This is a genomic window from uncultured Barnesiella sp. (assembly GCF_946496565.1).
Taxonomy (GTDB): Bacteria; Bacteroidota; Bacteroidia; order Bacteroidales; family Barnesiellaceae; genus Barnesiella; species Barnesiella merdigallinarum.
The window spans coordinates 50,777-65,217 of record NZ_CAMMHD010000003.1 but is presented as its reverse complement, the minus strand read 5'-3'; the positions used below and the strand labels follow the sequence as shown (position 1 = coordinate 65,217).

General features: G+C 54.6%; 16 protein-coding genes. 6 read left to right on the top strand and 10 right to left on the bottom strand.

Features of this window, described 5'->3' with window-relative positions; translation table 11 throughout:
* Positions 1 to 12 precede the first annotated feature (12 nt).
* The 6 genes from Q1K76_RS02505 to Q1K76_RS02480 form a co-directional block, all read right to left on the bottom strand.
* The gene (locus Q1K76_RS02505; protein ID WP_087409024.1) at positions 13 to 1,011 is read right to left on the bottom strand and encodes an NAD(P)H-dependent glycerol-3-phosphate dehydrogenase; all 999 of its coding nucleotides are present in this window, start codon (positions 1,009 to 1,011) and stop codon (positions 13 to 15) included.
* A gap of 26 nt (positions 1,012 to 1,037) precedes the next feature.
* Positions 1,038 to 2,771 carry a lysine--tRNA ligase gene (gene lysS / locus Q1K76_RS02500; RefSeq protein WP_087409025.1) on the bottom strand — a complete coding sequence of 578 codons (1,734 nt, stop codon included), beginning with the start codon at positions 2,769 to 2,771 and terminating at the stop codon, positions 1,038 to 1,040.
* 90 nt (positions 2,772 to 2,861) lie between these two features.
* Positions 2,862 to 3,335 carry a hypothetical protein gene (locus tag Q1K76_RS02495; protein ID WP_300130793.1) on the bottom strand — a complete coding sequence of 158 codons (474 nt, stop codon included), beginning with the start codon at positions 3,333 to 3,335 and terminating at the stop codon, positions 2,862 to 2,864.
* Positions 3,336 to 3,686: 351 nt separating this feature from the next.
* The gene (locus Q1K76_RS02490) at positions 3,687 to 4,370 is read right to left on the bottom strand and encodes a hypothetical protein (protein ID WP_258326654.1); all 684 of its coding nucleotides are present in this window, start codon (positions 4,368 to 4,370) and stop codon (positions 3,687 to 3,689) included.
* A 19-nt stretch (positions 4,371 to 4,389) separates the two neighbouring features.
* Positions 4,390 to 4,797 carry a hypothetical protein gene (locus tag Q1K76_RS02485; protein WP_300130790.1) on the bottom strand — a complete coding sequence of 136 codons (408 nt, stop codon included), beginning with the start codon at positions 4,795 to 4,797 and terminating at the stop codon, positions 4,390 to 4,392.
* 527 nt (positions 4,798 to 5,324) lie between these two features.
* On the bottom strand, positions 5,325 to 5,981 hold the full coding sequence (locus Q1K76_RS02480) for a DUF1349 domain-containing protein (RefSeq protein WP_300130788.1): 657 nt from the start codon (positions 5,979 to 5,981) through the stop codon (positions 5,325 to 5,327).
* A 104-nt stretch (positions 5,982 to 6,085) separates the two neighbouring features.
* Between Q1K76_RS02480 and Q1K76_RS02475 the strand changes: the two genes are divergently transcribed.
* Positions 6,086 to 6,841 carry a helix-turn-helix transcriptional regulator gene (locus tag Q1K76_RS02475; protein WP_300130785.1) on the top strand — a complete coding sequence of 252 codons (756 nt, stop codon included), beginning with the start codon at positions 6,086 to 6,088 and terminating at the stop codon, positions 6,839 to 6,841.
* 60 nt (positions 6,842 to 6,901) lie between these two features.
* Here the strand turns inward: Q1K76_RS02475 and Q1K76_RS02470 are convergent, their stop codons facing one another.
* A complete protein-coding gene (locus Q1K76_RS02470; protein ID WP_300130782.1) occupies positions 6,902 to 7,822 on the bottom strand; it encodes a cation diffusion facilitator family transporter in 921 nt (306 codons plus the stop codon).
* Positions 7,823 to 8,013: 191 nt separating this feature from the next.
* On the opposite strand from Q1K76_RS02470, the gene Q1K76_RS02465 reads away from it, so the two are divergent.
* Positions 8,014 to 8,601: a YqgE/AlgH family protein gene (locus Q1K76_RS02465; RefSeq protein ID WP_158096865.1), complete on the top strand. Its 588-nt coding sequence runs from the start codon at positions 8,014 to 8,016 to the stop codon at positions 8,599 to 8,601.
* Here Q1K76_RS02465 and Q1K76_RS02460 read toward each other — a convergent pair.
* Genes Q1K76_RS02460 through recR form a run of 3 tightly spaced genes read right to left on the bottom strand, consistent with a single transcriptional unit; the run spans position 8,598 to position 10,990 of the window.
* Entirely contained in the window at positions 8,598 to 9,134 is a 537-nt protein-coding gene (locus Q1K76_RS02460; protein ID WP_300130778.1) for a GNAT family N-acetyltransferase, read from the bottom strand. The genes Q1K76_RS02465 and Q1K76_RS02460 overlap by 4 nt on opposite strands.
* Positions 9,131 to 10,306 (bottom strand): glycosyltransferase family 2 protein, encoded by a 1,176-nt coding sequence (locus Q1K76_RS02455; RefSeq protein ID WP_300130776.1) that lies wholly within the window; start codon positions 10,304 to 10,306, stop codon positions 9,131 to 9,133. Before Q1K76_RS02455 ends, Q1K76_RS02460 begins: the two co-directional genes overlap by 4 nt.
* A 60-nt stretch (positions 10,307 to 10,366) precedes the next feature.
* Complete coding sequence (recR, locus tag Q1K76_RS02450) at positions 10,367 to 10,990, bottom strand: recombination mediator RecR (RefSeq protein WP_087409033.1); 624 nt, start codon at positions 10,988 to 10,990, stop codon at positions 10,367 to 10,369.
* Positions 10,991 to 11,795: 805 nt separating this feature from the next.
* Between recR and yihA the strand changes: the two genes are divergently transcribed.
* From yihA to Q1K76_RS02430, 4 genes are all read left to right on the top strand, one after another.
* A complete protein-coding gene (gene yihA / locus Q1K76_RS02445) occupies positions 11,796 to 12,413 on the top strand; it encodes a ribosome biogenesis GTP-binding protein YihA/YsxC (RefSeq protein WP_258326648.1) in 618 nt (205 codons plus the stop codon).
* Between the two features lie 172 nt (positions 12,414 to 12,585).
* Complete coding sequence (locus Q1K76_RS02440; protein ID WP_300130949.1) at positions 12,586 to 13,035, top strand: nucleoside deaminase; 450 nt, start codon at positions 12,586 to 12,588, stop codon at positions 13,033 to 13,035.
* A gap of 56 nt (positions 13,036 to 13,091) precedes the next feature.
* The gene (locus Q1K76_RS02435) at positions 13,092 to 13,556 is read left to right on the top strand and encodes a DUF4494 domain-containing protein (RefSeq protein WP_300130772.1); all 465 of its coding nucleotides are present in this window, start codon (positions 13,092 to 13,094) and stop codon (positions 13,554 to 13,556) included.
* Positions 13,556 to 14,227: a YggS family pyridoxal phosphate-dependent enzyme gene (locus tag Q1K76_RS02430; protein ID WP_300130769.1), complete on the top strand. Its 672-nt coding sequence runs from the start codon at positions 13,556 to 13,558 to the stop codon at positions 14,225 to 14,227. Before Q1K76_RS02435 ends, Q1K76_RS02430 begins: the two co-directional genes overlap by 1 nt.
* Positions 14,228 to 14,441: the final 214 nt, after the last annotated feature.

The window sequence follows — 14,441 nt, the reverse complement described above, 5'->3', positions numbered from 1 at the left end:
TCTATTTGTTGATTATAGAAATGTATCGTAAATATTTTCGATGGCATGCCGGGGCAATACCTTTTTGTAAAGTATATCATAAACGCATTGCAGGATAGGCATGTTCACGTGGTAGCGCTCGTTTATCTCGTAGATGCACTTGGTGCCGTAGTATCCCTCGGCAATCATCTCCATCTCCATCTTGGCGGCGTTGACCGAATAACCGCGCCCGATCATGGAGCCGAAATTGTGGTTGCGGCTGAAGCGGGAGTAGGCGGTCACCAGCAGGTCGCCCAGGTACACCGAGTCGCTGATGTTTCGATGTTCGCAGGGCGATACGGCCCGCAAGAAGCGGTTCATCTCGTTGAGGGCGTTGGAGACAAGCATGGCCTGGAAGTTGTCGCCGCTCTTCATGCCGTGGCAGATGCCGGCGGCAATGGCGTAGACGTTTTTCAGCACGGCCGAGTATTCGATGCCTCTGACGTCGGTCGAGACGATGGTTTTCAGTTTGGCTCCGTTGAGGGCGTTGGCCAGCGCATGGGCCCGCTCCAGGTCGTTGCATCCCACGGTGAGGTAGGAGAGTCGTTCGAGGGCCACCTCCTCGGCGTGGCAGGGGCCGCCGATGACGGCCAACTGCGATTCGGGCACGTGATAGAAGGTTTGCAGATACTCGGTGACAATCATGTTCTCGTCGGGTACGATGCCCTTGATGGCCGTCACTACGAATTTGCCGCTGATGTCGGTGTCCAGCTTCTTGAGGTGGGCCTTCATGTAGGGCGAGGGCGTCACCAGTATCAGGGTGTCGGCCGCTTCGGCAATTTCGTTGATGTCGGAGCTGAAGTGGATGCGCGAGGTGTCGAAGGCGACATCCGACAGGTACACCGGGTTGTGGCCGGTTTGCTTGAAATCGGCAATACGGTCGTCGCGCCGCATGTACCACAGGATGCTGTCGGCATTGTTCAGCGTCAGTTTGGCCAGCGCCGTAGCCCAACTGCCGCCCCCCATGATCGCTATTTTACCGGGAATGGTCATGTGATAGGATAGGGCTTTTTGGAGGATTATTTATTTGCGTTTTCTACCCAATTTTTTACGTCGTCGACCGTGGGGTTAGCCAGGTCGAGTTTATATTTCTTGTTGATGCCGCAAATCTCCTGGTGCATCTTGTTGGGGTTGGCCTCGGCCAGGTCGGCTACGGTGAGGTAGCCGGCTTTCTGGATGGGGGCTACCCATTGAGCCGGTACACCTATGGCAGTATAGGCGGCCTCTTTGTCGCGTTTCTGTACCTTCTCGGGACGCATCTGCGGGAAGAAGAGCACCTCTTGTATGGTGGTCTGGCCGGTCATCAGCATCACGAGGCGGTCCATGCCGATACCCATGCCCGACGTGGGGGGCATGCCGTATTCGAGGGCGCGGATGAAGTCGTTGTCGATAAACATGGCCTCGTCGTCACCTTTCTCCGAGAGACGCAGCTGCTCTTCGAAGCGCAGGCGCTGGTCGATGGGGTCGTTCAGCTCGGAGTAGGCGTTGCACAGCTCCTTGCCGTTGACCATGAGCTCGAAGCGCTCGGTCAGCTCGGGGTTGTGGCGGTGACGCTTGGTGAGGGGCGACATCTCGATGGGATAGTCGGTGATGAAGGTAGGTTGTATGTAGTGGCCTTCGCATTTTTCGCCGAAGATTTCGTCGATGATCTTGCCCTTGCCCATGGTCTCGTCGATCTCTACGCCTATCTGCTTGCACACCTCGCGCAGTTGTGCTTCGTTCATGCCGCTGATGTCGATGCCGGTGTGCTCCTTGATGGCGTCGAGCATGGTGATGCGCTTGAAGGGCGGCTTGAAGCTGATGACGTTGTCGCCCACCTTGATCTGGTCGGTACCGTTCACGTCGATGCAAATCTTCTCGAGCATCTTCTCGGTGAAGTCCATCATCCAGTTATAGTCCTTGTACGAGACGTAAATCTCCATACAGGTAAACTCGGGGTTGTGGGTGCGGTCCATACCCTCGTTGCGGAAGTTCTTGGAGAACTCGTATACCCCCTCGAAGCCGCCCACGATGAGGCGTTTGAGGTAGAGCTCATCGGCAATGCGCAGGTAGAGCGGAATGTCGAGGGCGTTGTGGTGCGTGATGAAGGGCCGGGCGGCGGCACCGCCGGGAATCGATTGCAGAATAGGGGTCTCGACCTCCAGATAGCCGCGGGCGTTGAAATACTCGCGCATCGAGGTGTAGACCTTCGTACGTTTGATGAAAATATCTTTTACTCCCTCGTTTACTACCAGGTCGACGTAGCGCTGGCGGTAACGCAGTTCGGGGTCTTCGAACGAGTCGTAGGCCACGCCGTCTTTCATCTTGACGATAGGCAGCGGGCGCAGCGATTTGGAGAGTACCGTCAGTTCCTGGGCGTGTACGGTGATTTCGCCCGTCTGTGTGCGGAATACGAAACCGCGGATACCCACGAAGTCGCCAATATCGAGCAGCTTCTTGAATACCGTGTTGTACAGCTCCTTGTCTTCGCCGGGGCAAAGGTCGTCGCGCGAGATATATACCTGGATGCGGCCCACCGAGTCCTTCAACTCGATAAACGAGGCCTTGCCCATGATGCGGCGGCTCATGATGCGGCCGGCGATAGATACCTGACGGGGCTCTTCGGCACCGTCGACAAAATTATCTTTTATTTCCTGAGAGTAAGCATTTACCGGATATTCGGCTGCGGGATAGGGCTCGATGCCCATTTTGCGCAACTCGTCAAGACTGTTGCGGCGAATGATCTCTTGTTCGCTCAGATCGAGAATATTCATAGACGTAAGTTTGTAAATTTTCGCAAAAATACAAAACTTTGGGCGAAAACGTCTACGATTTGGCGTAAATTATTGTTATCGAACGGTCATTCAGGGCGTTGTCTCGTGCGGGGGCCTGGGGGTGTCGTCCGGCTTGTCGTCGCCCTCTTCGGGGGCGATGATGTCGCTCTTGCCCTTGAACCACTTGAAAATGTTGATGCGCAACCGGCTGCCGTGGGCCTCGAAGTAGTTGTTGAAACACGAGTTGATTTCGCAGCCGTAGACCACCAGCAGCACGATGGCCGGCAGCACCGGTATGCCGAAGGGGGTGCCGAATGCCTGGCCGAAGCTCGTGGCTACCAGTATCCAGCAGATGTAGTCGATAATCTTGTTGATGCTGCGTCGCACGGCCCGGCTCTTGCGGATGACCTCGCCCCGGTGGCGGGCCGCATCGATGCCGAACTTCAGGTCGGCCAGCACCAGAGCCAGCGCCGCCAGCAGAAACCAGCGGATGGGGGAGACCAGGTCGGCCGCCCAAGCCAGATACGACGCCAGGGTGCCGTTGATTACGTTGCGTTCGTTCATGTCGGAATTTGCATTTAAGTGGTTCTGCTGCAAATTTCGGTCGCCCGCCCCGCCCCGCCGTGGCCTGTTGATAAAAAGAGAGAGTCACCCCGTTGCGAGGATACCCCCGCACCCGATGCGCACCGTGTCACCCCGCACGGCGATGCGGGGTCCAGGCAAGTGTCACAAAGGAAAATGTATTTTGCGGGTAATTTTGCCAGTATCTCTGGATACCGCATCGTGGTGCGGTATGACGTGGAAGTCCCCCCCCGCACTGGGTGTGGGTAATGTGTATGAGTGAGGTGTAAATACAGCAGAGATGAAGAGGCTTGAAAATCTTCATCTCTGCCGATATTCTTTTAAGGGTAAGATTTATAAGTCTTCACCATTGGCTTGGTTGTAGCCGTTGTCGTAGTATAGAAGGATATAGTATTCGCCGTATTGTTCGGCAATCATAAACCAAACGGATTTTTTATAAAGCTTGTCAGTCATGTATTGCAGCAATTCCGTCATAAGCTCTTGTCCTTGCTCTTCGGTAAGGGATGATAATTGTTCCTGTGAATATTTGGAAAAAATGAATGCTTGGGTTTCTTGCGCAATGGCAGTCGAATCTATTCCTCCTTCCGGGACTTGAAAATAAGATGCTTGGTATCGTTTTTTATTCACGGACATCTCATAAGAGATGTTGTCATCTTCTGGTATGATGTAGGACTCGGAAGATACAGATTGATATTTCTTATTGTTTTCAAATTGTCGACAGAGGGCATTGAACCGTATTCTGATGTTGCTTTCACTTGAACTTATGGCATCTCTTACCATGATGCGATACACTTTATCGCTGTTTGTTACGACGGAGATGTAGGAGTCTCGGCCATTGAACTCTCCTTTCAAGCAATCTAATTCGCTGTCGTATCGAAATCCTTTTGCCTTGAGCTTTTGAATCATTTCGCTTTTGCTTCCGTCTACAGGAATTCCCAAAAATTTAGTGACATCGTTCTGTGCAAATAGTGCCGTTACGCAAACGAACAGCATCGAGAGTGTTAATAGTCTTTTCATGATTTTAGCGTATTAGTAATTAGAAATCTATTGTGTAAGAAGCTGATGATGAACCTTCGCCTTTGATAACGAATGGCTCTTCTCCACGGCAAACGTAGATGCGAACAGTCTTGCTTGCCCCAGTAGCTTGAATTTTTGCCTTGAATCCTTTAGATACAGGACCATAGGTTTCCTCCCAGGATTTTACATTTGGTTCAATCGTTTTTGAGCCTGTTTCGGTTTCGACGGTAACTGATTCTATTCTGGCATTTTCATAGCCTACACCTCCATAGGCGAGTGCTGTGTATTTTACATAGTAGTTCGCATCGGTTTCGGTCCCGGTTTCGGTTTCCGGTTGGGTGTTTGATGGAGAGGGTTCATCATTGGTACAAGAAGAAAATGCTAACAGCGTTAATAAAGCGCTTAGCAGGGCGATAATTTTTTTCATGTTCTTTATGGTTTGAATATAAAAATGGCGTGTAACTATTCTTCGCTTGTCTTTACGTTTGGTTACCGCCAAGTGACCATATTCCACAACAAGCACAGAACAGTCCACGCCGTTACAACGTGAACCTTCAGACGCTTGTTCTCGTGGAATGAATGATTGGCGGTATTCAACGTAAAGAGAACAAGAGCTAAAAGCTCAATTATTTCGATAAAAATATTTTTCTATTTACAAGTATATCTCCTTTCCTATTAGGTATTAAAAAAATCGTTTCTATGGTTGTTTTTTATCTGTATGATACAAAGGTACAAAATTCTAATAAAAAAATCTATATATATGATTTTTAATTATCAGGAATAAAACTTGTTGAGTTAGATTCTCTCTGGATTCCGCGTCGTGGCGTGGCATGACGAACGCCACCACGTTGTGGCGCGGCATGCCGGCGGGGAGGAACGGAAAAAGAAAATCCCGCGAGCTCGGGGGGGGAGGGTGAGAGCATCGCGGGACGTGGATTTATAACTGCTTGTCTCTTATTGGGCACTGTTCTTTTTCAGCCATTCGAGGCGGCGCATGTCGGGCAGGTGTTTTACCTTGAAGTGCTCGAAGGTGGCGCGGAATCCGTCGCCGTCGGGGCTGGCACCCATCACGCCCACCTGAACGGGGGTGTTGTCTTGCAGCCAGGCGTTGCGCATGAGGGTGTACTCCTTGTTGTCGAACGAGTAGAACACCTCGACGGCATCGAGACGGCGCACGGCCTTGATCCAGATGTAGGGCACGGCCCGGTCGAGGGTGATGACGCTCCAGTCGGAGGTGTGGTGGGTAACCACGGTGCTGAGGTTGAATTTGCCGTCGACGAACTCGATGCCGGCCTTGATGTAGTTTTCGTGGTCGATGCGCAGCATGATGCCGGCCTGGTCGAATCGGGTCTTGTAGTCGCCGGTGACTTTGACTTTCACTTCGAACTCACCGCCGTAGGTGGCGTAGTAGAAGGGGGCATCGTCGACGGTGAAGCCGTAGTGCGAGATGCGCCAGTAGTCGGTCTTGGGGGTTACAAACATGGCGAGGGTGTTGTCTTTGATTTCCCATTGTTCGGGTTCGTTGAACCATTGCATTTTTTCTAACGATTGGGCCATGCCCGTGGCGGCTGCCAGCAGCACGGCAAGGGTTAACAGAATTGAGCGTTTCATTTGTATATGTCTATAAGTAGTAAATAACCATTACTTTTTTTATATTTGCAAATGTATAGAGCTGAAATAGAATATACAATGATTATAAATAACCATTTTCTATCGTGGATATAGTCGGTAAACTTAACAGTCTGTTTCTGAAGCAGGACAGTGCCAAGGGGCGCCGTTACCTCGACGAGCTGGAGCGCTACAAGATGGTGGCTCGCAGCTACAGCCTGATGGAGGGGACGGTGTCGGTTTTGAGCGACATGCACGCCAACGTGAGCTACCTCTATTATGGCGGGTTTGCCAAGACGCTCAATCTGAAGCGCCCCGGCACCGAAGAGTCGATAGCCTCGATTTGGGAGGAGAACATATTGGGGTTGATTCCTCGCGAGGACTTGTATGACAAGTATTTGCAGGAGTTGCGTTTCTTCAACTTCGTGAAGCGCCTGCCCAGGGAGAGGCGCCAGCACTACTGCCTGGTGAGCAAGTTGCGCATGCGGTCGCCCTCGGGCGATTGTCTGTGGGTGTGCCACCGCATGTTTTATGTGCCCGACCCCTTCAACAACTCGCTGTGGCTGGCGTTGTGCCTGTATGGTCCGCTGTCGTTCGACTGGCCGGGCGGGGGCCATCTGGTCGATACGGTCACGGGGGCCGTGGTCGAGCTGGGGGCGCGCGGCGAGTCCAAGATTTTGTCCGACCGCGAGATTCAGGTACTTCGGCTGATTGACAAGGGGTTGATAAGTAAGCAGATAGCCGATACACTCTCAATCAGCATCCACACCGTGAGCCGGCATCGGCAGGAGATTCTGGCCAAGTTGCAGGTGCGCAACTCAATCGAAGCGTGCCGCGTGGCCAAGGACCTGGGGCTGCTCTGACCGTGTGGCGTGTGGCGGCTGTGTGCCTCCCCGCTTGCGGTGGTAACCACAGGGGGCTGCTCAGGCTTTAGGCTGGTAGGGCTCGATGTGCACGTTTACCTGGGTGTGTTTGCCAAAGGCGGCCTTGAGGTTGTTCTCTACGTGGGTGGCGATGTCGTGAGCCTCGACAATCGACGAACGGGCATCGACCTTGATGTGCATGTCGATGATGAAGGCGTTGCCGTTCTTGCGGGTGCGCAGGTGGTGGAAGGTGATGACCCCGGGGGTCGCCTGTATCTTCTGCTCGATGTTTTGCTTGATCTCCTGGGGAAGCGACATTTCGAGCAGCTCCTGTATGCTGGGACGGGCCAGCTTGTAGGCCACGCCAATGATGAATATGCCCACGATAACCGAGGTGATGGGGTCGAGTATGCGCCAGCGTTCGCCCAGGAACATGGCGCCCGAGATGCCGATGAGGGTACCTATCGACGAAAAGGCGTCGGACCGGTGGTGCCAGCCGTTGGCAATGACGGCCGGGTTCTCGATTTTGCGCCCGATGATGATGGTATACCAGTAGAGCCCCTCTTTCACCACAATCGATACGGCGGCCATGATGAGGGCCAGGTAGGTGGGCCGCTCGATGGTGCGCCCGTTGAGTACCTCGTATATCTTTACACTGCCCGAGTAGAAGATGCCGATGGCCACGATGAAGAGGGCAAAGCTGATGAGCATGGTGGCAAAGGTCTCGAACTTGCCGTGGCCGTAGGGGTGGTCGCTGTCTTCGTTCTTGGCCGAAATCTTGATGAAGATGATGACGATAAAGTCGGTCACAAAGTCGGAGAGCGAGTGGATACCGTCGGCAACCATGGCGCTGCTTCGGCCCACTACGCCAGCTACGATTTTGGCAGCCGAGAGTATGAGGTTGGTAAAGAATCCCACCCAGGTGACCCGGGCCGCTTTTTTCTCCCGGTCGATGTCGCTTATTTGTTCGGTCTCGTTCATTGCAAAGTGAGATAAAAACAGTGCAAATATAGAGTGTTTTGAGTTAGGTTATATCGTTTGGGGTAGCATAATCTTTAATTTATACCTGTTCTACATAGCGTTTTGTCCGATGAGGCGACGAAAATCGTCTCGGGTGTTTCAGAATTTCATCACTTTTTTGTATGTTTGTAGAGATACAAACAGGAGGAGATATGCACATCGAGTCGTTACATATACGCCGACAGCTGATTGAGCCTCATCGGGGAGCTCTGCTGGTAGCCGAGCCCTTTCTCGACGAGGGGTGTTTCCGCCGGGCTGTCATCTGTCTGGCCGAATATTCTGAAAAGGGGGCCGTGGGATTCGTGCTCAACAGCCCTACACAATACCATTTGGACGAATTGCTCGAGGGGGTGGGACACATCCCTTCGATACCGGTCTATTGCGGTGGTCCGGTGGGTACCGACCACCTGTTTTTCCTGCACGACATCGCCTCGCTGCCCGGGGCGGTAGAGGTGGCGCCGGGGTTGTTTGCCAATGGCGATTTCGACATGCTGCTCGACTTCATGCGCAGCGACGAGAGTGTGTGCCGCCACGTGAAATTCCTCATCGGTTACAGCGGCTGGTCGCCCGGCCAGCTCGACGGCGAGCTGCGGCAAGAGTCGTGGGCGGTCACCACCATGCAGTCGGCAGCCAGTTGTCTGGCGGCGACCGACGATACTTTCTGGCGCGAGACGGTGCGCAGCATGGGCGAGGGGTATCTGTTGTGGCTCAACTCGCCGCAAGAGCCGTCGCTCAATTAGTCGTTTTCTGCGGGATTGATTTTCTGGAATACGAGGGCATCGGTATAGCCGTGAGGCAGCCGCACCCAGTCGGCCAGGTGGCCGCACTCCCTGAATCCGCAGGCGCGGAAGAGCCCCAGGCTGGCCGTGTTGCACACGGCAATATGCACATAGAGCTGGTGCAGATGCAGAAATCGGAAAGCATACTCCATGAAGGTTTCGAGCGCATCGCGGCCCAACCCCTGGCGGGTGCAGGCCGGGTCGACGAGCAGTCCGATGGCGGCCCGCCGGTTGGAGGCGTCGTAGTCGAAGCAGTCGACGAGTCCCACCCGCTCGAGGCTGTCGCGTCGTACAATCATCAGGCGCAGCTGGTTGTCGCGGGCGATGTCGGCCGTGTAACTTTCAATATAGCATTTGAGCAGGTAGCGCGACAACGGTGCTACGGTGCAGCCATGCTGCCACAGCGTGGTATCGTTTTCCCAGCGGTAGAGGATGTCGAGGTCTTCGGGTTCGAGAGCCCGTAGGGCAATCTGTTTTCCTGTGAGGTAGTTCATGGCCGGGAATGAATTTCTTTGGGTGAGACAATGACTTGCGCTTGCGGGTTGTAGATGAGGAATCGGTTGCGGTCGTGGCACCCCTGTTGCACGATGTCGATAATCTGGCGATAGGTGAGCAGCCCCGAGTCGAGCACGATGTAGCGCAGGGGCGACCCTTTGCGGGGGGCCGGCAGTTGTTGCATCGACTCTATGGCCGTGGCGCGGGGAGTGCCGGGTATGAGACTGGCCACGCGGTCGGCCTCGCGGGAGAGGATATACCATTCGCCCCGTTCGCGCTTGTCGCCCTCGCCCTGCCTGCGACGGAAGGGGCGGAGCACAATACGGTGGGCGGCGGCCAGCAGGGCCCGGAAGAAGATCGAGAACTTCACCGCCAGGTAGTACCCCTTGCTGTAATGCGGGTAGTGCTTCTCGAAGAAGATGAGCATCGCCTCGTAGAAGATGCGCACGTAGCGCAGGCTCCCCTTCTTGGTGCTCTCGCCCTTGTAGTGGATGATGGGCGTGGGCAGGTAGTAGTTGTGGTACCCCGCCAGTACCAGCCGGTAGGAGAGGTCGATGTCCTCGCCATACATGAAGAAGCTCTCGTCGAGCAGACCGCTCTTGTCGAGCGTGGCCCGGCGCATGAACATGAAGGCCCCCGACAGGATGTCGATTTGGTGACACTCGTCGGGCGAGAGGTATTTCAGGTGATAGCGGCCGAAGAGGCGCGAATGGGGGAAGAGGGCCGACAGCCCGAAAATCTTGCAGAACGAGACCCACGGCGTGGGGAATCCCCGTTTCGACTCGGGCAGAAAACGGCCGTTGCCGTCGAGCATCTTCACCCCCACACCGCCGGCATCGGGGTGCGAGTCCATGAACTGGCACACCTCGTGCAGCGTATCTTCGGCAACGACGGTATCGGGGTTGAGCAGCAGGACGTACTGTCCCGTAGCCAGCTCCATGGCCTGGTTGTTGGCCCGGGCGAATCCCACGTTTTCGGTATTGGCGATGAATCGCACCTCGGGGAATCGGGGGGCGAGGTAGTCGAGCGAGTCGTCCTGCGAGTGGTTGTCGACCACGAAGATTTCGGCCTCCATGGGGTGAGCCGTCAGGGCAGCCCGTACCGACCGGAGCGCCTGCTCCAGAAAGTATTTCACCCGGTAGTTGACGATGACGATGCTGATTTTTACCACAGAATGCGACTCCTCTATTTTATATAATGTATAACGATACCCCGCCCGAAATAGTGTGCGCTATCCCTTGAAACTTTCGCTGAAGAGCGTGCGGTTGAGGATGGAGCGGCCTAGCGTGATTTCGTCGGTGTATTCCAGTTCGCCGCCCACCGAGACACCCCGGGCGATGATGGTGATTTTCACGTCGAAGGGAGCCAGTTTGCGGAAGATGTAGAAGTTGGTCGTGTCGCCCTCCATCGTGGCGCTTAGGGCCAGAATCACCTCCTTGATGCCGCCGGCCGCCACACGGTCGACCAGGCTCTCGATTTCGAGGTCGGCCGGCCCGATGCCGTCCATGGGCGAGATGACACCCCCCAGCACATGGTATAGCCCGTGGAACTGACGGGTATTCTCGACCACCATCACCTCCTTTACATTCTCGACCACGCATATCGTCGAGGCGTCGCGCGACGGGTCGCTGCAGATGGCACAGGTGTCGGTGTCCGATATGTTGTGGCACACGTGGCAGTGCTTGATCTCCTTGCACAGCTTGATGATGGTATTCCCGAATTTCTCGGCCTCGCCCTCCTCCTGCCGCAGCAGGTAGAGCACCAGGCGCAGCGCCGTTTTGCGGCCGATGCCCGGCAGCTTGGCAAACTCGCTCACTGCATTTTCGAGCAGAACCGAAGAGTATTGTTGATCCATACGAATAGTTTCCCTTTCGCGGCTCCCGACGAGGTGCGGCACTTCCGCCCCTCCGCAAAGCCGTGGTGCAAAGATAGTGAAAGGTGAGAGCAGAAAGCCAAGTTTACTTGAGCTTTTTGCCGAACCGACTCCTATTTTCGCAGTATGCAAAGATAGTGAAAGTCGAAAGCAGAAAAACAAGCTCGCTTGATTTTTATGCTGAGACGTATCCTTTCTTCTGAAAAGATAGTGAAAGGCGAGGGGAGAATAAAATATCGAAACTTGTTTCAGATATTTTTTATCCCGAGACGCATCCTGTCTTATGTAAAGATAGTGAAAGGTGAGGGGAAAAGGCAAACGGGAAAAGTTGTTTTTCAACTTTATCGATGCCCTTTCTACTGGACCCCGCGTCGCAGCGCGGGGTGACGCCCTCGGTCATACCGCACCCGATGCGGTATCCTGGAAAAGCTCGGGCAGGAGAGCCCGTAGAATACATTTCTTTTACGTCTCTCTCTGGACCCCGCGTCGCAGCGCGGGGTGACGTGCGGTCATACCGCACCCCGATGCGGTATCCAGAAAAAGCTCGGGCAGGAGTGTTCGCAAGATACATTCCTTTTACGTCCCTCTCTGGACCCCGCGTCGCAGCGCGGGGTGACGTACTGGTCATACCGCACCTCGATGCGGTATCCACCCGGTATGCTGTGCGACGGGTTGAGATTGAGCGTGTTGCCGATCGTCCTCGACGTACAAACCGGGGGCGAAAGTAGGAAATCCGGAAAAAGTCAGTATATTTGTCCTCCCTGAACATCTGAAAAAAGAGATTGATATGGAGATAAAAAACGCCAAGTTTGTGGTGAGCAGCAGTCGGGTGCAGGATTGCCCGTCGCATCGGTTGCCCGAGTATGCCTTTATCGGACGCTCCAACGTGGGGAAGTCGTCGCTCATCAACATGCTCACCCGGCAGAAGGGGTTGGCCATGACCTCGGCCACGCCGGGAAAGACGATGCTCATCAACCACTTTCTCATCGACAACAGCTGGTATCTGGTCGACCTGCCCGGCTACGGCTATGCCCGCCGGGGCAAGGAGAGCCGCGAGGCACTGCGCAAGATGATCGAGGGGTATGCCCTCCATCGTCAGGAACTCACCTGCCTGTTTGTGCTGCTCGACTGCCGCCACAAGCCGCAACAGATAGACCTCGACTTCATACACTGGTTGGGCGAGAACGGCGTGCCCTTTGCTCTGGTCTTTACCAAGACCGACAAGGTGGGGCCCGTGGCCCTCAAGTCGGCCATCGAGCACTACAAACAGGTACTGCTCGAGACGTGGGAGGAGTTGCCCCCGGTCTTCGCCACCTCGTCGGAGCGGGGGAGCGGCCGCGACGAACTGCTCGACTATATCGACCAGGTGAACCGGAGCCTGAAGGAGGCGGCCGATGCCGATTGAAATCGGAGGCGGGCGGCTCTTTTTCGGCGGGAGTTCTTTTGTTTCTCCCGATTTGATTCGTATCTTTGTATACCCAAGAGGGGAAGATGCTCTCTTGAGGCGGACTGTCGGGCAACCGGCACCGCATGTTTGAGTTTTTAATAGAGAAGATATGTGTAAAAAAGATATCTTTATGCGCGAGGCCATAGCCCTTTCGCTCGACAATATCGACCACGGCGGCGGTCCCTTCGGAGCCGTAATCGTGAAGGATGGCCGGATAATCGCCCGGGGAGCCAACCGGGTGACGGCCTCGAACGACCCTACGGCTCATGCCGAGGTGAATGCCATTCGCGAGGCGGCCCGCGTGCTGGGTACCTTCGACCTGAGCGGGTGCGAGATATACACCTCGTGCGAGCCCTGCCCCATGTGTCTGGGGGCCATCTATTGGGCGCACCTCGACAAGGTCTATTACGGCAACACCAAGGCCGATGCCAAGGCTATCGGGTTCGACGACTCGTTTATTTACGACGAGCTGGCTCTGCCGATGGATGAGCGGCACTTGAAGGCCATCCCCCTCATGCACGACGAGGCTATCAAGGCTTTCGAGAAGTGGGAGAACAAAAGCGACAAAATAGAATATTAACCGATATAATGAACCACCGGGGGTGCGCAGCACCTCCTTTTTTTGAATAGAAACGTATGGCAAACTGGTTTGAATGCAGAGTCAAATATGACAAGATGCTGGAAAACGGCATGCAGAAGAAAGTAACGGAACCCTATCTGGTCGATGCCCTCTCCTTTACCGAGGCCGAGGCGCGCATCATCGAAGAGGTGTCGCCCTTTATCTCGGGCGAGTTTTCGGTGTCGGCCGTGAAGCGGGCCAACTTCAGCGAGCTCTTCTTCGACGAGACGGGCGACCGCTGGTACAAGTGTAAAATCAATTTCATCACCCTCGACGAGAAGAGCGGCATGGAGAAACGCACCGCATCGTACATGCTGGTGCAGGCTGCCGACTTTGAAACCGCACTCAAGAATCTGAATGCCGGCATGAAGGGCACCATGGCCGACTGGGTAATCGTGTCGATTGCCGAGACCCCGCTCATGGATGTCTATCCGTTTAATCCCGAAGATAAAACGCAGGAGGAGGACCGACCGAAAGAGTGATGAACGAAATTGCGCAACATATAGCCAACATACGACAGGAGCTGCCGGTGGGTACCCGCCTGGTGGCCGTGTCGAAGTTTCACCCCGCCGAGGCCCTGATGGAGGCCTACGAGTCGGGACAACGCATCTTTGGCGAGAGCCGGGTGCAGGAGCTCGTGGGCAAGTACGAGGCGCTGCCCAAGGATATCGAGTGGCACTTCATAGGCCACCTGCAAACCAACAAGGTGAAATATATCGTCCCCTTCATCTCCCTCATTCACAGTGTCGACAGCGAGAAGCTGCTGGGTGTGATCGACAGCGAGGCAACCAAGTGCGGCCGGGTGGTCGATTGTCTGCTCGAGATACATGTGGCCCGCGAGGAGAGCAAGTATGGATTCACCCCCGAGTCGTGCCGCGAGTGGCTGAGCGGGAAGCCCCTGGAGCGGTATCCGCATGTGCGGGTGTGCGGTCTCATGGGTATGGCCACGCTCACCGACGACGAGGCCGAGGTAGACCGGGAGTTCGGCGAGCTGAAGAGTCTGTTTGACGAACTGAGGGCCTCGGGTACGGTCGACGCTGCAGCCTTTACCGAGCTGTCGATGGGTATGTCGCACGACTACCGGCTGGCTCTGCGGCATGGCAGTACGCTGGTGCGCATAGGTACTTCGATATTCGGCGAGCGGGTCTATTGAGCAGGCCCGCTCGTCTGCTTGAAAGAGTGTTTGACCATGAAATTTATGTTTAAGAACATATATTTGTTGTGTTCGTAGCTGAATAATAAGCATTACTTTTGTCCTTAATTTTAAGTTTTCCAGAAAAACAGAAGGCCGAAAAAGAATTCACGTGAATAGACACACACATATATCAATAGAGACATTTATATTATTCTAAATACATTAAAATTAA